Source organism: Parasphingopyxis sp. CP4, from assembly GCF_013378055.1.
Classification (GTDB): Bacteria; Pseudomonadota; Alphaproteobacteria; order Sphingomonadales; family Sphingomonadaceae; genus Parasphingopyxis.
Genome location: NZ_CP051130.1, coordinates 1,956,822 through 1,974,159 on the forward strand (window position 1 = coordinate 1,956,822; position 17,338 = coordinate 1,974,159).

The 17,338-nt window shown below is 58.8% G+C and carries 19 protein-coding genes and 1 tRNA gene; 16 read left to right on the forward strand and 4 right to left on the reverse strand.

Annotated features, from left to right (window positions below; all coding sequences use genetic code 11):
- Window positions 1-24: 24 nt before the first annotated feature.
- Both HFP51_RS09480 and HFP51_RS09485 read right to left on the reverse strand, forming a co-directional pair.
- Window positions 25-762: an aspartate/glutamate racemase family protein gene (locus tag HFP51_RS09480; RefSeq protein ID WP_218135292.1), complete on the reverse strand. Its 738-nt coding sequence runs from the start codon at window positions 760-762 to the stop codon at window positions 25-27.
- A gap of 68 nt (window positions 763-830) precedes the next feature.
- Window positions 831-1,877 carry a DUF2332 domain-containing protein gene (locus HFP51_RS09485; RefSeq protein WP_176875496.1) on the reverse strand — a complete coding sequence of 349 codons (1,047 nt, stop codon included), beginning with the start codon at window positions 1,875-1,877 and terminating at the stop codon, window positions 831-833.
- A gap of 47 nt (window positions 1,878-1,924) precedes the next feature.
- On the opposite strand from HFP51_RS09485, the gene hisG reads away from it, so the two are divergent.
- From hisG to HFP51_RS09520, 7 genes are all read left to right on the forward strand, one after another.
- Window positions 1,925-2,587 carry an ATP phosphoribosyltransferase gene (gene hisG / locus HFP51_RS09490; protein ID WP_176875497.1) on the forward strand — a complete coding sequence of 221 codons (663 nt, stop codon included), beginning with the start codon at window positions 1,925-1,927 and terminating at the stop codon, window positions 2,585-2,587.
- On the forward strand, window positions 2,580-3,878 hold the full coding sequence (gene hisD, locus HFP51_RS09495) for a histidinol dehydrogenase (RefSeq protein ID WP_176875498.1): 1,299 nt from the start codon (window positions 2,580-2,582) through the stop codon (window positions 3,876-3,878). The genes hisG and hisD overlap by 8 nt, the downstream gene beginning before the upstream one ends.
- Before the next feature lie 9 nt (window positions 3,879-3,887).
- Window positions 3,888-4,415, forward strand: a complete 528-nt coding sequence (locus tag HFP51_RS09500) for a DUF1993 family protein (protein ID WP_176875499.1) — start codon at window positions 3,888-3,890, stop codon at window positions 4,413-4,415.
- A 70-nt stretch (window positions 4,416-4,485) separates the two neighbouring features.
- A complete protein-coding gene (locus HFP51_RS09505; protein ID WP_176875500.1) occupies window positions 4,486-5,010 on the forward strand; it encodes a DUF1993 family protein in 525 nt (174 codons plus the stop codon).
- Window positions 5,010-5,456: a transcription antitermination factor NusB gene (nusB, locus tag HFP51_RS09510; protein WP_176875501.1), complete on the forward strand. Its 447-nt coding sequence runs from the start codon at window positions 5,010-5,012 to the stop codon at window positions 5,454-5,456. Before HFP51_RS09505 ends, nusB begins: the two co-directional genes overlap by 1 nt.
- 56 nt (window positions 5,457-5,512) lie before the next feature.
- Entirely contained in the window at window positions 5,513-6,454 is a 942-nt protein-coding gene (thiL, locus tag HFP51_RS09515; protein WP_176875502.1) for a thiamine-phosphate kinase, read from the forward strand.
- Window positions 6,455-6,629: 175 nt separating this feature from the next.
- Window positions 6,630-8,732, forward strand: coding sequence for a sodium-translocating pyrophosphatase (locus HFP51_RS09520; RefSeq protein WP_176876633.1), 2,103 nt, complete (start codon window positions 6,630-6,632; stop codon window positions 8,730-8,732).
- Window positions 8,733-8,810: 78 nt separating this feature from the next.
- On the opposite strand, the gene HFP51_RS09525 is transcribed toward HFP51_RS09520, so the two are convergent.
- A complete protein-coding gene (locus HFP51_RS09525; RefSeq protein WP_176875503.1) occupies window positions 8,811-9,272 on the reverse strand; it encodes a PaaI family thioesterase in 462 nt (153 codons plus the stop codon).
- A gap of 435 nt (window positions 9,273-9,707) precedes the next feature.
- Here HFP51_RS09525 and HFP51_RS09530 point away from each other — a divergent pair, with 435 nt between their 5' ends.
- From HFP51_RS09530 to HFP51_RS09570, 9 genes are all read left to right on the forward strand, one after another.
- A complete protein-coding gene (locus HFP51_RS09530) occupies window positions 9,708-10,946 on the forward strand; it encodes a GNAT family N-acetyltransferase (protein WP_176875504.1) in 1,239 nt (412 codons plus the stop codon).
- Window positions 10,939-11,802, forward strand: coding sequence for a transcriptional regulator (locus tag HFP51_RS09535; protein ID WP_176875505.1), 864 nt, complete (start codon window positions 10,939-10,941; stop codon window positions 11,800-11,802). Before HFP51_RS09530 ends, HFP51_RS09535 begins: the two co-directional genes overlap by 8 nt.
- A 106-nt stretch (window positions 11,803-11,908) precedes the next feature.
- Complete coding sequence (gene infA / locus HFP51_RS09540; protein ID WP_010162480.1) at window positions 11,909-12,127, forward strand: translation initiation factor IF-1; 219 nt, start codon at window positions 11,909-11,911, stop codon at window positions 12,125-12,127.
- A 15-nt stretch (window positions 12,128-12,142) separates the two neighbouring features.
- Window positions 12,143-12,715, forward strand: a complete 573-nt coding sequence (locus HFP51_RS09545) for a nucleoside triphosphate pyrophosphatase (RefSeq protein ID WP_176875506.1) — start codon at window positions 12,143-12,145, stop codon at window positions 12,713-12,715.
- The gene (locus tag HFP51_RS09550) at window positions 12,708-13,712 is read left to right on the forward strand and encodes a ribonuclease E/G (protein ID WP_176875507.1); all 1,005 of its coding nucleotides are present in this window, start codon (window positions 12,708-12,710) and stop codon (window positions 13,710-13,712) included. Before HFP51_RS09545 ends, HFP51_RS09550 begins: the two co-directional genes overlap by 8 nt.
- Window positions 13,713-13,763: 51 nt before the next feature.
- A complete protein-coding gene (locus tag HFP51_RS09555) occupies window positions 13,764-14,861 on the forward strand; it encodes a hypothetical protein (RefSeq protein ID WP_176875508.1) in 1,098 nt (365 codons plus the stop codon).
- Between the two features lies 1 nt (window position 14,862).
- The gene (locus HFP51_RS09560) at window positions 14,863-15,912 is read left to right on the forward strand and encodes a phosphotransferase (protein ID WP_176875509.1); all 1,050 of its coding nucleotides are present in this window, start codon (window positions 14,863-14,865) and stop codon (window positions 15,910-15,912) included.
- Window positions 15,913-15,999: 87 nt separating this feature from the next.
- The gene (locus tag HFP51_RS09565) at window positions 16,000-16,197 is read left to right on the forward strand and encodes a DNA gyrase inhibitor YacG (RefSeq protein ID WP_176875510.1); all 198 of its coding nucleotides are present in this window, start codon (window positions 16,000-16,002) and stop codon (window positions 16,195-16,197) included.
- A 41-nt stretch (window positions 16,198-16,238) separates the two neighbouring features.
- Window positions 16,239-16,314 (forward strand) — tRNA-Phe (locus HFP51_RS09570).
- Between the two features lie 241 nt (window positions 16,315-16,555).
- On the opposite strand, the gene HFP51_RS09575 is transcribed toward HFP51_RS09570, so the two are convergent.
- Window positions 16,556-17,212: a hypothetical protein gene (locus HFP51_RS09575; protein ID WP_176875511.1), complete on the reverse strand. Its 657-nt coding sequence runs from the start codon at window positions 17,210-17,212 to the stop codon at window positions 16,556-16,558.
- Window positions 17,213-17,338 lie beyond the last annotated feature (126 nt).

Here is a 17,338-nt window from a genome sequence, read left to right on the forward strand (position 1 = left end):
GCTGAGCCGCGCAAGGCGTGGTATTCAGCCGTTTAGCGGGCCGCCGCGCCAGCCGGGCATTGGCCGCTCGCCGATCGCAACTTCTACCGCTGCCCGGGCCAGCAATCGTGTCGAATCGATGACCGGCAATGCCGAATTGCCATCGTTCAACACGATTGGCAGTTCAGTGCAGACAAGGGCAACGGCATCGCAGCCCTGTTCGGCGAGCAATTCAATCTCAGCTTGCAGGAACTCGGTTTTCGCCGGGTCGAATTCGCCCATGCAATATTCGTCCATAATCGTGTCATGGATGACTTTGCGTGCGGCTTCATCGGGAATCGCCCGGTCAATCGACCGGCGCGCCATCGCCCCTTCATATACCGACCCTTCCATCGTCCAGTTCGTGCCGAGTATGCCGACTTTCCCATAGCCGCGATCGCGCGCCGCATCGCCGACAACCTCGGCGATGTGCAAGCACGGTATGGCAAAATCCGGACCGGCCGATTCCAGTGCCAGATGTGATGTATTGTCGGGCAGGACGAAGAAATCTGCACCCGCCGCTGCAACTGACGCGGCATCCTCGGCAAATATCGCCCTGAGCGCCGGCAGGTCTAGCAGATCCCAAAGGTCGAGCGAATGATACATTGCCTGGCCGGACATTGTGATCGTCGGGTGATTATGGGATCCAAGTTTCGCAATGCCTTCGAAAACCGCCGTTCGGTAGCAAAGCAAAGCGCCCTCCGCGCTGTGCATCACAATACCGATATGTTTGTTCGCCGCCACTTGCGCCTCCCCAGCATGCGTCCTCGTCTTGGGTGATATCAGCTTGGCCCATGCCCTACGAACCAGATTTACTTGGCCCCGTACCAGTCGACATTGGCGACATGCGGATGGGCGTCGGCGAGATGGCGTTCCTCGCCGCCGGGATACAGGGTTAGACGCAATTCGCAGGCTTTGCTCTCTTCAACAAACTCGAAGGACAGCCAGCCAAAAGGGCGCGTTTCGCTCGCCGCTGCGCCGGCCTGTGCGACGGCGTCCCGAATGCGCTGCTTTTGCTCTTCGGGAAAATACTGGAACGCAATCGTGTGAAACAGGATCCGCATCACACCATCCTTCTGCGGTTTCGCAAGCAGCGCTTCGGTCCAGCTCGCCGCATCGCCCTGCTCTATCGGTGGCGGATCCGCCTGAGCCAGGCGGATCGCCGTCTCGGCAATGGCCAATCGTTTTAGCTGGTCCGGCCAGACATAAGCCGTCAGACGCTCGGCAGCCCCGGTTGACGACAGATCGATTGGATTGAGATCCACACCATGCCGCTCGATGATATTCACCTGTGCACCCGGCGGCGGCGTGCCCTTCCATTCCGGTGTCAGCAACAGGGGCGAGTCAGCATCGCCAGTGGCCAGACCGCCCAGATCATAGCGATAATGATTGAGGTTCAGCACCAGCCCGGCACTCGATCCCAGTTCGAGCAGCTCGATCGGCAAGGGATAGCGGGCGGCGGCGACATGCAGCCCGGCCATAACGATCGCAGCGCGCGCGACTTCATTGGTCTGCGGCGCATTGTCCAGCCATGGAAGAAGATAGTCGTCATGCGCGACCAGCGCATCCGCCACCGCCCGATCAATATTGGTCTGGTCCCGATAGGCAGCCGCAAGTGCGGCATCAGCGCCAGATCGTGCCAGCGCATGAAGGCCCCCGGCCAATCGCAGCGTCACATTGTCGCCGCTTGATGTCGGATCGCCAGACCAGTTCAGCAACAGCTGGCCACATTGCGTTTCGCAATTGAGTTTTTCGGCAACGGTCTCCAGCACAGTCGCTGTAATTTCGGATCCCAAACCGCGGCAAAAACTGGCTTGTTGGCGGAATGCCGCCCGAACTTCGCATTCTTTTTCGTCCATAGACCTAGCTTGCCGGTCGCATCGCCCCCAAGTAAAGCGCGTTTCTCATGACCGCAGATGTTGTCTTTGCAATCCCCAAGGGACGGATACTCGACGAGGCCTTACCGATCCTCGCCGAAGCCGGAATTATACCCAGCGAGGATTTCCATGACAAAAATTCGCGCGCGCTACGCTTTTCGACCAACAACCCGAATATCGACATCATCCGCGTGCGTGCCTTCGATGTCGCCACATTCGTGGCCCATGGCGCGGCGCAGCTCGGCATTGTGGGGTCGGATGTACTTGAAGAATTCCGTTATTCGGAAATCTATGCGCCGGTGGATCTCGATATTGGCCATTGTCGGCTGTCGGTCGCGGCACCAGCTGATTTTGCTGCGACAGACGATCCGAGCGAGTGGAGCCACGTCCGCATCGCTACCAAATATCCGAATTTCACCCGCCGCCATTTCGAGTCCAAAGGCGTGCAGGCCGAATGCGTCAAGCTGAACGGTGCGATGGAGATTGCTCCGGCGCTGGGCTTGACCCGGCGTATTGTCGATCTTGTATCGACCGGCGGCACACTCAAGGCGAACAACCTCGTCGAGGTCGACAAGCTCTGCGACGTGACATCGCGCCTGATAGTCAATCGCGCGGCGTTCAAGACTCGGCCTGAAATTCTGGCGATCGTAGAGCGATTCCGGGAGATAATGGGCGGCAGGGCCAGTGATTAGGCTCAGCACCGCCGATAGCGATTTCGAAACGCGGTTCACTGCCCTTGTGGAAGCCGGACGCGGAACGGAAGCGGATGTTTCCCGCGATGTGGCGGCCATTATTGCCGATGTTCACGAACGCGGCGACGCGGCTGTCGCAGACTTTACGGTCAAATTTGACGGCTTTGATCCGGCTTCGCTCGACCTCGAGATTGCCAAGGAACAGGGCTGCATGGCGCTGGATGGCCTGGACCCGAGCCTGCGCGATTCCCTTACCCTGGCGGCGTCGCGAATTCGCGCCTTTCACGAGAAGCAAAAGCCCGAGGACAGCGAAACCATCGACGCTGATGGCATTCGCATGGGCTCGCGCTGGTCTGCGGTCGAAACCGCCGGGCTCTATGTACCGGGCGGACGGGCCGCTTACCCCTCCTCCTTGCTGATGAACGCCATTCCGGCACTGGTTGCCGGTGTTGAAAATATCGTGATGGTCACCCCGACCCCGGGCGGCGAGATCAACCCCTTGATCCTCGCGGCTGCAGAGATTGCTGGCATCCACCGGATTTTCCGCATCGGCGGCGCTCAGGCGGTCGCGGCGCTGGCCTATGGCACCGATACGATCCCGCGCGCCGACGTGGTAGTTGGGCCCGGAAATGCCTGGGTCGCTGAGGCCAAGCGGCAGCTCTATGGCACGGTCGGCATCGATATGGTCGCCGGCCCCTCCGAAATTGTGATTATTGCCGATCACGACAATGATCCAGAGTGGATCGCCGCGGACCTTCTGTCCCAGGCTGAGCATGATCCGACGAGCCAGTCGATCTTGTTCACCGATAATGCCTCTCTCGCCGATGCGGTCGCGGAAACGGTGGATCAGCAACTCGCCGAACTGGCCACAGCCGAGACAGCACGCGCAAGCTGGGACGCGAATGGCGCAATTATCCAGGTGGACAAGCTCGATGATGCCGTTGCCTTGTCCGATCGACTGGCACCGGAACATTTGGAACTCGCAGTATCCAATCCCGACGCACTATTTGCCAAGGTCCGACATGCCGGCTCTGTGTTTCTCGGCCGACTGACTCCCGAAGCGATTGGCGATTATGTTGGTGGACCCAACCATGTTCTGCCAACCGGTCGCCGAGCCCGTTTTTCGTCGGGTCTGTCAGTGCTCGATTTCATGAAGCGGACCAGTTTTCTCGAATGCGGAGCCGAGGGACTTGCCGCGATCGGCCCAGCTGCCGTGGCGCTGGCCGATGCCGAAGGATTGCCCGCTCACGCCCAATCGGTCACCAAGCGACTGTCTTCGGGCAGAAAATAGGAGAATATTATGGCCTTTTCCCTGTACGACGCCACCATCCCGGTTTTCCAACAGCTGCTCGGCGCTGCGGATAGTCTGATCACCAAGGCAGAAGCCCATTGCGCGGATGGAAAAGCTAGCGAGGCAGACATTGTTGGCGCTCGGCTGATCGATGATATGGAACCGCTCAGTTTCCAGGTCAAAGCCATTGCGATGCACTCAAAAGGTGCATTGGACGGCGTCGCGGCGGGTAGCTTCTCACCCACGCCGGGCGACTATCCGGACAGCTTCGCCACGATGCATGGGCGGATCGAAGATGCACTTGCTACGGTGGGAAACTGGGATCGGGCGGCCATCGAGGCGCTTGTCGACCAGCCCATGCAGTTCAAACTCGGCGAAATGGTGATGCCATTTACCGCAGACACATTCCTGATGAGCTTTGCGATGCCGAACTTCCAATTTCATGCAACAACAGCCTACGACATATTGCGGGCTCAGGGTCTTGGGATCGGCAAGCGCGATTATCTCGGCCAGCTGCAGATGAGGATGGACGGGTAAGCCAGGACGTCCGATTACCATCGGTCGCCAAAAGACCGCTTCATCGCTAAGCCCTCCAAAGGAGACGATCATGTCCATTTCCCTTTACGACACCATCATCCCGACCCAGCTGCAGATAATCGGGTCGGTAGCCGCGCTGCTCGACAAGGCCGAGGCTTTTTGCGCCGAGACTGGACGGAGCGAAGCGGACATCATCAATGCGCGGCTGCGCGATGACATGCTGCCCTTTGGCTATCAGGTGAAATGTGTGGCCGAACATTCTATCGGGGCAATTGAAGGTGTACGCAGCGGCACTTATTCACCTGACACCGGACCGTTCCCCGAGGATTTTGCCGGTTTGCGGGCCAAGCTGGTCGCCGCAACCGAAGCGCTCAACGAGATCGATCCGGCTGAAATCGATGGCTTTATCGGGCAAGATGCGCTGTTTTCCTTTGGCGAGATGCGGATACCATTCACCGCGGAAAAATTCCTCCTCTCTTTTGCCCAGCCCAATTTCTTTTTCCACGCCACGACAGCCTACGATATCTTGCGCGCCGAAGGCGTCAGGATTGGCAAGATGGACTATCTGGGCAAGCTGCAGATGAAGATGGGTTGATGAATCAACGATCCCAATCCCGATCAGCGGCCCGGCTCGGTGCCGTACAGGCGCTCTACCAGCAAGAGATGGAGGGCACTCCGCTCGCCCGTTTGTTGAAGGAATTTCATGACCATAGGCTAGGCGCGGTGATCGAGGAGATGGAGTTCGCCGAGGCTGAGATCGATTTTTTCGACGATATCGTGTCTGGAGTGAACAAGCGGCTCGCCGAAATCGATGAGCTGATCGGCAGCAAGCTCGCTGATGGCTGGTCACTCGATCGGCTCGATCGCCCGCAAAAACAGATATTGCGCGCCGGGACATACGAAATCCTGGCACGGGCCGATGTGCCGATCGCCGCGATTATCGGTGAATATGTCGATGTCGCCGATGCCTTTTACGAGAAACGTGAAAAGGGCTTTGTAAATGGGCTGCTGGACGCGATCGCCAAGACTGTCCGCGGTTGAGCAGCGTCAAGCTTTTGTAGAGATATTCGCCGGCAATTCCTGCTAGCTTTCCACTCATGAGCGGCGAATCGGACTTTATCGATCGGCTTCGAGCCCTGGCAACACATCCGGCAGCCCGCGGGCTAACCGATGATGCGGCCACCTTCAGCCATGGCGGGCGGACTTTGGTATTCACCCATGATGTGATCGTCGAGAATGTGCATTTCCTGCCCAGCGATCCGCCGGAAACTATCGGCTGGAAACTGGTGGCAGCTAATCTGTCGGACCTTGCCGCCAAAGGGGCCAAACCAACCGGTGCTTTGATGGCGTATAGCCTGTCCGGCGACAGCGATTGGGACGCACGCTTTGCAGAGGGGCTGGGCGAGGCGCTCATTAAATTCGGTTGCCCGCTATTTGGCGGTGATACGGTTCGCGCACCCGAAGGAGCAGCGCGCCAATTTGGCATGACCGCAATCGGCGAGGCGGAGATCGTGCCGGGTCGTGATGGCGCATCGCCCGGCGATGATCTGTGGATTAGCGGTACCTTGGGCAATGCGGGGCTGGGGTTGCTGATTGCCAAGGGTGACATTGACGGCCCCGATACCCTGCTCGAGGCCTATCGTCGTCCTGACCCGCAACTGGAGCTTGGCCAAAAACTCGCACCACTCGTATCGGCGATGATGGACGTGTCAGACGGGTTGCTGATTGACGCGCGGCGTATGGCCGAGGCCAGTGAGGTTGCGATTGCCATCGAAAGCATTGATGTTCCGCTATCGGAAGATTTTGTTGTCGTCCGGGGTGACACCCGCGAGGCTTCTGTCGAAGCGGCCACGACCGGCGATGATTATCAACTGCTATTCGCATCACCGCCGCGCTCGCGCCGTCAGATCGAAACGGTGGCAGAAGACCTTGATGCACAGATTCAATGCGTTGGCATTGTCGAAGCGGGCGCTGGGCTTGTCCTGCAGGAGGGCGGACGGCCGCTACCCCTGCCTGATAGCCTGGGTTGGGAGCACTAGCCGGAGGCTGCCCCAGCCTTAGTTCCAATCTGTTGAGAGCAATGTTGCGGCTTGCACAAAGTGGGTCGCTGCCTCTATAGCGCGCTGGACTCCGCACGCGTCCGGTTCCGGGCGCATTTTTCTATGCGGAAACGCAACTTCTAAGGGGGCTGTAAGCCAAATGACTTTTGAACCGATGACGATTGTTATCGCTGCTATTGTGTGCGGATTTCTTGCCGTACTCTATGGTATCGTAACCAGCCGCCAGGTGCTTGCTGCAAGCGCTGGCAATGAGAAAATGCAGGAAATCGCCGGTGCCATCCAGGAAGGCGCAAACGCCTATCTGGGTCGCCAATATCGCACCATCGCCATTGTTGGCGTTTTGGTCGCGGTTCTGGTTGGTGTGTTCCTTGGCACGCTATCTGCAGCGGGCTTTGTGCTCGGTGCCGTCTTGTCAGGCGTGGCCGGATATATCGGGATGAACATCTCGGTTCGCGCCAATGTCCGCACGGCCCAGGCTGCCAGCGAAAGCTTGCAGAGTGGCCTCACCGTTGCGTTCCGCGCCGGCGCCGTTACCGGCCTGTTGGTTGCGGGCCTTGCCCTGCTGGCCATCTCGGTATTCTTCTATGTACTGACTGGCCCGATGGCTCAGGAAGCCAATAGCCGCGAAGTTGTCGACGCGCTTGTCGCGCTGGCCTTCGGCGCATCGCTGATCTCGATCTTCGCCCGTCTGGGTGGCGGCATCTTCACCAAGGGTGCCGATGTTGGGGCCGACCTGGTCGGTAAAGTCGAAGCCGGTATCCCGGAAGATGATCCCCGCAACCCGGCAACCATCGCCGATAATGTTGGCGACAATGTTGGTGACTGTGCGGGCATGGCTGCTGACCTTTTCGAGACCTATGTCGTGACCGTCGGTGCCACCATGGTGTTGATCGCGCTGCTGCTTGGCACCTCTGCCAACCTGCTGCCGCTCATGGCATTGCCGCTCGCAATTGGCGGGGTGTGCATCATCACCTCGATCCTCGGCACTTATTTCGTGCGGTTGGGATCGAGCAACTCGATCATGGGTGCGCTCTACAAGGGCTTCATCGTGACCGCCGTTACTTCGGCTGTGGCGCTCTATTTCGTCACCCAGTCGACGGTTGGCGACATGAACGCGGTACTCGGTACGGTTGGTGAAACCAGCTTTACCGGCATGAGCCTGTTCTACTGCATGCTGCTGGGTCTTGCGATCACCGGTATCATCATCTGGATCACCGAATATTACACCGGCACCAACTATCGTCCGGTGAAATCGATCGCCAAGGCTTCGGAAACGGGCCATGGCACGAACGTGATCCAGGGCCTGGCTGTCAGCCTGGAAGCCACCGCGCTCCCGACCATCGTGATCTGCATCGGCATCATCGTTGCCTACCAGTTCGCCGGTGTGATCGGTATCGCCTTTGCCGCCACCTCTATGCTGGCTCTTGCCGGCATGGTCGTTGCGCTCGACGCGTACGGCCCGGTTACGGATAATGCCGGTGGCATTGCCGAAATGGCCGAGCTTGACGAAGAAGTGCGTAACCGCACGGACGCGCTCGACGCGGTTGGCAACACGACTAAGGCCGTCACCAAGGGCTATGCCATTGGCTCTGCCGGCCTGGCCGCGCTGGTGCTGTTCGGTGCCTATACGACCGACCTCGGGATATTCTTCCCCGACGTCACCGTCGATTTCTCGCTCTCCAATCCCTATGTGATTGTCGGCCTGCTGCTCGGTGCGCTTCTGCCGTACCTGTTCGGCGCGATGGGCATGATGGCGGTTGGCCGTGCCGGTGGCGCGGTGGTCGAGGAAGTCCGCGCACAGTTCCGCGACAATCCGGGCATCATGGAAGGCACAAGCCGTCCTGACTATGCCCGTACGGTTGATCTGGTGACCAAGGCCGCGATCAAGGAAATGATCGTACCGAGCCTGTTGCCGGTCTTTGCACCGATCGTTGTCTATTTCGTGATCACCGCTGTTGGCGGCCAGGAGAACGGCTTTGCCGCTCTTGGCGCGCTGCTCCTTGGTGTGATCGTTTCCGGCATGTTCGTTGCCCTCTCAATGACGAGTGGCGGCGGTGCCTGGGACAATGCGAAAAAGCACATTGAAGACGGTCATCATGGCGGCAAGGGCTCTGAAGCCCATAAGGCTGCTGTCACTGGCGATACGGTTGGCGATCCCTACAAGGATACCGCTGGCCCGGCCGTGAACCCGATGATCAAGATCACCAACATCGTGGCCCTGTTGCTGCTCGCTGCCCTGGCTGGCGGCGTGCACTAAGCACGGCATCACGACCAACGAAATAGCCCGTCCGGAGCGATCCGGGCGGGCTTTTTCTTTGCCGTCTTATTGCCGACCTCAGCTCTCGTCGAAATCCCGCTTGGCCAGCATCCAGCTGCCAGTGACCTTCGCATGTAATTTCCCGGTCTCGGCATGGACAAAGGTTGTTTCGATTACGCCAAGGCGCCGGGAACGGTTGAGCATCAGGCTATCAACCAGCATCGTTTCACCCGCTTTGATCGGGCGGAAAAAGCGGGTCGAGAACTCCGCGGTTGAATAGCTTTCCACTCCCTCCGCCGTAGACCAGAAGGCAAAGCTCTGCCCGGTATCGGCGATGACATTGACGACGCCGCCCTGGACCAATCCGTCATATTGGCAATGATGCATCTCGGGCGTCCATTCCATCGAGAACTTCCCCGGCTCGACGCTGGTAAACACCATGCCCTGAAGCCGCATTCCTTCGATATAGGGCGGCGGGCCGCCACCCTCGACCGTGCCGTCGATGATCGTCTGGATAATGGCAATTGGATCCTGTTCCATTTGCGCAACATAGCAGAAACTTCCGACCCGGCGAGTGCCCATGCAAGCGGCAGAGCGACTTGCATTTGCGACAGATTTGTTGCACCAAATCGCTTCCTGAACCTTGGCCCTGCTGGATTCGTCTGGCGGGGCTTTTTCTTTTTGCAGCCGTCTCCCACACCATCCGCACCAACGGTTCAAGCGGCGGTAAGCCGGGCATGCTGCCCTAAAAGCACCAGATATCAGTTATTTGCTGCCGGTCGAGCATTAGGTTTAGCTCGATGCCTACTCCCTGGCCTGTGTTGAAAACTTGCTCATTATCCAGACTTGCAACCGATCTGGCTGGCCATCCTGGAGGCGCGAAAATTAACCCTTCTCAATAACCGCACTTCTCAAAAATGAATTAACCGCGCGCGCTTAAAGACTGTTCATCAACCTGTACTTGGGGAAGAACATATGTATCAGCGCGAGCGTATTACGACACCGGCATATCCGCCGCTCAGTCCATCGCGCGAATTGCCAGCCGGATATGTTCGCGCACCGCGCAGGCAGGTTGAAGATTTCCTGTCTTGCGATTTCGTTTTGCCAGCGAATATTTCCCCCGCACTCTGTGCCCAATGGTCAGTTCTGGCAGACCAGGCCGCTGATCCAAACTGTTTCGCTGAGCGATGGTTCTTGGAACCCTCCCTTGCCTTGCTCGCCGAGCAGGATGAAGTGAAGCTCGCACTGGTCACTTCGATGGATGGCCTGTTGGTCGGACTGATCCCCTTGGCCTATGATCCAACCTATGGCCGCCTCCCGGTCGGCAATGTCATGAACTGGCGCCATCATCACAGTTTTCTCGGGTCACCAATAGTCCGGCGGGGGATGGAGACGGACTTTTGGATCGCGCTGATCACAGCGCTTGATATGGGGCCCTGGTCCGCAAATCTGATGCACATATCGGATCTGCCTGCCAACAGCCGCAGCTTATATGGCCTGCAAAATGCCGCCGCAAAACTCGGCCGCCCTTGCGACACGGTGCTGCGCAAGCAGCGGGCGATGTTGAAGAGCAACGCAAACCCGTCCGACTATTGGGAAGCCAATGTCCGTAAAAAGAAGCGCAAGGAACTCAACCGGCTCGCCAAGCGGCTGAGCGAACAGGGCCAGTTGAGTTTCCGAACGCTCGAAGCCGATGAATCTGCTACGCCGTGGATCGAAGCGTTTCTCGAACTGGAACGCCGAGGATGGAAAGGCCGGCAAGGCACCGCGCTTGCCTGTAATCCGAACGAGGCGGAATTCCTGATGACCGTGGCCCAGGGGGCGCACGCCGCCCGCAAGCTCGATTTTCACCGCATGGATCTCGACGGCAAACCGATTGCCATGCTGATTAATTTCCTGACCGGAAAAGGCGGGTTTTCCTATAAGATCGCATTCGACGAGGATTATGCCCGCTATTCTCCTGGCATTCTGATCGAACAGTATAATCTGCGCATCCTTGATCGATCGGACATCGACTGGGTCGATAGCTGCGCTACCGAAAACCATGCGATGATCGAGAGTATCTGGGCAGAGCGGCGTGAGATTGTCCGTGTGACGGTACCGATCGGTAGCCAGCGCAACCGCTGGGTGTTTCGCGCCAGCCGCATGGCCGAGGATGCATCCTCAACGCTACGCAGCTGGGTCGCGCGGTTCGGAGGTAGGGCCAATGACTAAGCCGATCGTCTTTGCGGCCCAATCCCTGGCCAGCTTGCGCTCCGTATATCCCGAAGGCCCGGCCCTGCTCGATCATCAGCTGCGTGAGCATCCGTTGCTGACCCCGGAAGCGCTCAAATCACTGGCGCTCTCAATCCGACCCGTGGATGTCGAATATAATCGCGCCGATCTGCCCGTGGGCATCGACCCGACAGATGTGCCGGACAATGGTCTTGGTATCGCCGAGACGCTCGACAATATCGAGAGCAATGGCAGTTGGATGGTGCTGAAATTCATCGAGCAAATCCCTGCCTATCGCGATTTGCTTGCCGAAACACTGGCCGAGATCGAACCGATCGTGTGCGATATCACCGGCGATATGCTAAAACTGGAAGGCTTTATCTTCCTGTCCTCGCCGGACGCGGTGACGCCGTTTCATATGGATCCCGAGCATAATATCCTGCTGCAGCTCAAGGGCAGCAAGACGATGACAGTTTTTCCGGCCGATGACGAAGAACTGGCATCGGGTGAGGATCATGAAGCCTTTCATGCGGGCGGCCATCGCAACCTGCAATGGCGGGACGATTTTGCCGCGCGCGGCCGGGCTTTCGAGCTAAGCGCCGGCAAAGCAATCTATGTCCCTGTAAAAGCACCGCATTGGGTAAAAAATGGCCCTGAACCGTCCCTGTCCCTGTCGATTACCTGGCGGTCCGAATGGACCTATCGCGAGCGCTATGCCCGGGAAATGAACGCGGCGCTGCGGCGTATGGGTTTGAACCCTGCATCGCCGAAGCGTTTCCCGCACCAGAACCATGCCAAATCTCTGGCCTGGCGAACGATTGAAAAGGCGCGTCGGACCTTGGGTCGAACGGGCTAGCAGGTAGGCGAGAATCTCACCCAATCGTCGGAATTTAGCCAATCCCTTCCCTTTGCTGCGGCTTACCGCTATGGCAGCGCCAAATTTCGGCACTATATGGACAGTTATGGCAAAAGAAGAACTCCTCGAGATGCGCGGACAGGTTGTGGAACTGCTTCCCAACGCAATGTTCCGCGTCAAACTCGAAAATGATCATGAAATACTCGGCCACACCGCCGGCAAGATGCGCAAGAACCGCATCCGGGTGCTCGTCGGCGACGAAGTGCTGGTTGAGCTCACGCCCTATGACCTGACCAAGGGCCGCATCACCTATCGCTTTAAATAGGCAGGCCGCGCTCCGATGCGCCTGATCCTTGCCTCTGCCAGTCCGCGCCGCAAAGAGCTGCTCGCACGGATCGGTATCGAGGCGGATGCGATCGACCCGGCTGATATCGATGAAACCCCGCGTGCGGGCGAACTTCCCCGTGTCTACGCGAGCCGCATTGCCGCAGAGAAGGCCGCCGCCGTGGCGCCGCGTCACACCGGGTCGCTGGTGTTAGCCGCCGATACGGTTGTCGCTGCTGGTCGCCGGATTTTACCCAAGACGGAACAGGAAGCCGAAGCGCGCGAGTGCCTCTCGCTGCTCAGCGGTCGACGCCATCGCGTCCATTCAGCGGTTACGTTGGTTGATAGAGAGGGCATCGCGCGGCACAAAACATCCTCGACCATCGTCACCTTCAAACAGCTCAAACCCGCCGAGATCGATGCCTATGTCGCCGGTGGTGAATGGCACGGCAAAGCTGGCGGCTATGCGATCCAAGGATATGCGGAAGCCTGGGTCCGCTTTCTCTCGGGCAGCCATTCAGGCGTCATCGGACTGCCGCTTTTCGAGACGCGCATACTTCTCGAAACCGCCGGATATCCCCTTGACTGAGTGGCTCTATGAAGCGGGCATTGGTGAGGCCCGGGCGGCGCTCGTCGATAATGGCGAGATCATCGAAGCACATATTGAGCCGGAGGAAGACGGCGTACGCGCGGGGATGGTGTGCGAAGCGCAATTGAGCGATATTTTGCCCGGCAACCGGGTTGGCCGCGTCATGCTCGAAGATGGCACAAACGGGCTCCTCGAACCGATCCCAACAGGAACCACCGAAGGCGCGACCATATTGGTCGAGATCAGTCGTAGCGCCATTCCCGAGCCTGGAAAAATAAAAGGCCCCCGTACCCGCCCGGCAGCGAAGGGTCGGACCGCCAGACCAGCGCCGACTCTCCATGATCGGATTGCGAAGACCAACTGTCCGATCAAAACGCTCCTCAATCCGGGCGAAGATCCACTGGAAGACGCGGGCTGGTCCGAACTCATCGAGCAGGCAGCAACCGGCGCCGTGCCTTTCTCCGGCGGCGCGCTGCGTATCGCTCTCACCCCGGCGATGACCGTGATTGATGTCGATGGTGCACTGCCACCTGCAGAACTCGCGATCGCTGGCGCGCGAGCCAGCGCTGAAGCTATCCGGCGGCTCGACATTGGCGGCGCGACGGTGATCGACTTGCCGAGTTTATCGGCCAAGACCGACCGTCAGGCCGCAGCAGACGCATTCGATGCTGCCCTCCATCACCCTTTTGAGCGAACTTCGGTGAACGGATTTGGCCTGTTGCAGATCGTGCGCAAACGCACGCGCCCCTCGCTGCTCGAATATGCGCAATATGATGCTGTCTCGACGGCTGCCCGGGCGCTTTTGCGCCGTGCGGAGCGCGTGACCGGTGTCGGCCCCCTTACGCTGACCGTTCATCCCGATATTGCCGCCCGGCTCGCGTCCCAGCCAGACTGGATCGCGACGCTCGAACGACGCATCGGCACAGGTATAGAGATAAAAGCCGATGTCACCATCGCCCTGTGGGCTGGCCATGCCAGCAATCCTCATCCGGGGTGATATTTGCCTTGCGCCCAGATTGTGCCAACGTGCGCCAAGGGAGAAAGATAGATGCTGACCAAGGGCGATGATTATCCGCTGCACCAGACGCCGGAACCGATGGCTGTTTCGGGGGCGGACCGCAACTTCTACGACCGCTATTTCTTCAACGGCTATAGCGCGGACGGCAGCATCTTCTTTGCTGCCGCCATGGGCATCTATCCGCAACTCGACATTATCGATGCGAGCTTCTGCCTGCTGATCGACGGGGTGCAGCATAATATCCGCGCGTCGCGCCGCATGGGATCTGAACGGCTCGACATGACAGTCGGACCGATCCGCGTGGAAATCGTCGAAGCGCTTGCGCAGCTGCGCCTCACCATTGCCGACAATGACAGCCCTATCACCGCCGATATCCTGTTCACCGCGCGCCATGCGCCGATCGAGGAACCGCGTTTCACCCGCCGCAACGGGCCTCGGATGTTTATGGACTATACGCGGATGACGCAGAATGGCGGCTGGTCCGGCACGATCACGCATGACGGGACCGATCACGCGCTTTCCAGCGACACGCATTTCGGTACGCGCGATCGCAGCTGGGGTATTCGACCGATCGGTGCGCCAGAATCACAGCCGCCACCCAGCGGTACCTTGCCGCAATTCTACTGGCTCTGGGCCCCGCTCAACTTCTCTGACCGGGTGAGCTTCTTTCACACAAATGACGATGGCGATGGCGAAGGCTGGAACCGCCGCGGGGTGATCGACACAATTGGAGGCGATGCCATCGAATATGACCGGATAGACTATACGGTCAGCTACACATCCGGCACCCGCCGCGTGGCCCGTCTTGATGCAATGCTTGCTCCGGATGGCAGCGCGTCGCTCACGATCGAGCCCGTTGGCCCAGATTTCCATATGTCCGGGCTTGGCTATATGCATCCGGTCTGGGGTCACGGGCTGGATCATGGCGGTCTCGAAACGGCGTATGACACGATTGAGGCTGCCGCTGCCGCGCCGCACGAACAGCTGCATTGGCATATCCAGGCCTTCTCCCGCGCAACGCTGACCATCAATGGCACCGCGCATCAGGGCCATGGCGTGCTCGAACAGGCGATAGTCGGCCCGCATGCACCCAGCGGATTTTCCGAATTGCTGGACATGGCAGACTGATATGAGCGCCATCCCGACCCATCCTGACCAGTTCGATACGGCCTGGCTCGAAAGCGCACTAAAGGCACCCTCCGGTTCGCTGTCCGGCTTCTCTCATGAGACAATCGGCACCGGCCAGATGTGTGACAGCTTCCGCATCTCGCTCGAATGGGATGGTCATGACGGGCCGGAGCATATCGTTGCCAAATGCCCGAGCACCAATCCGGACAGTCGCCAGATCGCCAAGACGCTGCGCAATTATCTGTTCGAGATCAGCTGGTACCAGGATCTGGCTGACGAGATCTCGGTTTCCTGCCCGCCCTGCTATCATGCCGAGATTGCCGAGAATGAGGTCGATTTCGCCTTGCTGCTCGGCGATATGAGCCCGGCTCGCCAGGGCGATCAACTCAAGGGCGCAACGCTCGACATGATCCAGGCCGCAATCCGGGAGGCCGCCAAACTCCATGCGCCGCTATGGGATTCCCCGCGGCTGTCCGACTATCCCTGGTTCAACTACGGATCGGCCAACAAGGAGCTGGTGCGCACCCTGCTTCCTGGCCTGTATCAAGGGTTCAAGGATCGCTACCGCGAACGCCTCGCGCCCGAGATATTCAAGATGGGCGACGAGTTTATCGATCGTATCAATCCCTATCTCGACCAGCCGCTGACAACGCCCACCGTGGTCCATGGCGACTTCCGGATCGATAACCTGCTGTTCAATGCGGAGAGTGGCGCGGTGACCGTGGTTGACTGGCAGACCGTCGGCCTGGGTTCCGGACCGGGCGATATCGCCTATCTGATCGGCACCAGCATTGCCGATCCCAAGATCCGCGCAGCCGAAGAAGGCCGTTTGTTCGGCGCCTATCTCGACCAGCTTGCCGAACAAGGAGCTGAGATAGACCTCGACGCCAACCGACTTGCCTATCGCCGGAGCGCTTTTTCCGGATTTATCATGGCGATCTTTGCATCGATGAATGTCGAGCGCACCGAACGCGGCGATGAAATGTTCGCGGTAATGGCCGAACGCCCGGCCCAGCAGATATTGGACCTCGACAGCCTCGGATCCTTTTAGCCCGTCGAAACCTGCCGACCGGAGCGACCCCAACTCTTTCGTCGACGCGCTTGCCAAGCGCCTCTATCCCCCCATATCTTTGCCACCATGACAAAAGCGTCTCGCTCCAAAAACTGCCCCTTATGCGGGAAACCACCCAGTACGGACCACCGGCCATTTTGTAGCGCTGGCTGCCGCGATCGCGATCTCTTGCAATGGTTGGGCGATGGCTATCGGGTCGCCGGCCCGCCCGCCGATCCGGAGGCGATTGCGATGCAACAAAACGGGCTGGACAGCGATAGTTGACCCGGCCTATAGGCGCTGTTCCCGCACGATCTTGCGGTTATGCCCGGGTAGCTCAGTTGGTAGAGCATGCGACTGAAAATCGCAGTGTCGGCAGTTCGATTCTGTCCCCGGGCACCACCATTCCAGCCTAAGTACAGACATACATGGCTGCGCCCCAGTTTCATTGGCATTCGGCGGTTGCGCACTCGTTCGCGGCTTTGCCGATGCTGACACCTACCTTAGCCCTACTTCAGCCCTCCATGGGATGAAATGCCAGCACTGCATTGTGCTATCAGGGCAAACGTCCGTTTCTGGCCGAAAGCGGACATTTGGTTAGGGCGCGAAACAGGATATGCCTGACCTCGAGATACGAGCTGGCCTACCTCGGTTGCGAAGCAACGGGGTAACGCGGCAAAAACACAGCGATTAGCATCGGAGCGACGATGAGCGGACCGATCAAGATGAAGGGGATGGGTATCTCAAGCTGAGAATACACTTCAGCTAATGGCGCCCGGACCGCGATTGCAAAGGCCCAGATCATTCGGGCTAGATGGCGACGTATTCGCAACGCCGCTCTGCGGTCCGCATTACGAAAGAAATGAACGTCACCGGCCAACAATATTATCGGTATGGCAAGGATTGCCAGCGGGCCGATCAATGGGATGTTTCCGGCGGCGACCTGAGGGATGGCGAAGCTAAGAAACAGCAAAACTACGCCGATCTCAAAAATGAAAAATCCAGTTTCGAACGTGCGAATTCTTCGCGTTGCGGGCTTCAAGGCCAAGAGAGCCGTTCCAACCGCATAAACTGATGTCAGAGCCGCCACCAGCAGCGGTGGAGCCATACGAACTGACAACAGGACCAACGATGAGATTGCGACGACCAAAATGCTGACCGCGAAGGTTCTGCCAGCGAAAATATGAACTCGGCTCCCTTTTTTGGTCGACAGGGCAATCAGGGCAGCCAGCAACCCGACTATACCGACGGAAATATGCAGGTAATAGCTGATGGGATCGAACGGGGCTGAGCTGGCCAAATCAACTGGATCTACGGGTATCATCGATAAACCTCAGCTGACGTTTGGACACGCGACTATCATGCGCGCCGGTTGCAGTTGTCAATGTCCGCAATGGGTGGAAAGCGGACGTTATTGGGCAGTGCT

What these genes read in the sequence shown, in the direction of transcription:
- HFP51_RS09545 (WP_176875506.1), top strand. Translation starts at nt 12,143, where the DNA reads ATGCGCCTGATCCTTGCCTCTGCCAGTCCGCGCCGCAAAGAGCTGCTC.
- HFP51_RS09560 (WP_176875509.1), top strand. Translation starts at nt 14,863, where the DNA reads ATGAGCGCCATCCCGACCCATCCTGACCAGTTCGATACGGCCTGGCTC.
- HFP51_RS09520 (WP_176876633.1), top strand. Translation starts at nt 6,630, where the DNA reads ATGACGATTGTTATCGCTGCTATTGTGTGCGGATTTCTTGCCGTACTC.
- HFP51_RS09485 (WP_176875496.1), bottom strand. Translation starts at nt 1,877, where the DNA reads ATGGACGAAAAAGAATGCGAAGTTCGGGCGGCATTCCGCCAACAAGCC.
- HFP51_RS09505 (WP_176875500.1), top strand. Translation starts at nt 4,486, where the DNA reads ATGTCCATTTCCCTTTACGACACCATCATCCCGACCCAGCTGCAGATA.
- HFP51_RS09500 (WP_176875499.1), top strand. Translation starts at nt 3,888, where the DNA reads ATGGCCTTTTCCCTGTACGACGCCACCATCCCGGTTTTCCAACAGCTG.
- infA (WP_010162480.1), top strand. Translation starts at nt 11,909, where the DNA reads ATGGCAAAAGAAGAACTCCTCGAGATGCGCGGACAGGTTGTGGAACTG.
- hisG (WP_176875497.1), top strand. Translation starts at nt 1,925, where the DNA reads ATGACCGCAGATGTTGTCTTTGCAATCCCCAAGGGACGGATACTCGAC.
- HFP51_RS09565 (WP_176875510.1), top strand. Translation starts at nt 16,000, where the DNA reads ATGACAAAAGCGTCTCGCTCCAAAAACTGCCCCTTATGCGGGAAACCA.
- HFP51_RS09555 (WP_176875508.1), top strand. Translation starts at nt 13,764, where the DNA reads ATGCTGACCAAGGGCGATGATTATCCGCTGCACCAGACGCCGGAACCG.
- HFP51_RS09525 (WP_176875503.1), bottom strand. Translation starts at nt 9,272, where the DNA reads ATGGAACAGGATCCAATTGCCATTATCCAGACGATCATCGACGGCACG.
- nusB (WP_176875501.1), top strand. Translation starts at nt 5,010, where the DNA reads ATGAATCAACGATCCCAATCCCGATCAGCGGCCCGGCTCGGTGCCGTA.
- HFP51_RS09535 (WP_176875505.1), top strand. Translation starts at nt 10,939, where the DNA reads ATGACTAAGCCGATCGTCTTTGCGGCCCAATCCCTGGCCAGCTTGCGC.
- HFP51_RS09530 (WP_176875504.1), top strand. Translation starts at nt 9,708, where the DNA reads ATGTATCAGCGCGAGCGTATTACGACACCGGCATATCCGCCGCTCAGT.
- thiL (WP_176875502.1), top strand. Translation starts at nt 5,513, where the DNA reads ATGAGCGGCGAATCGGACTTTATCGATCGGCTTCGAGCCCTGGCAACA.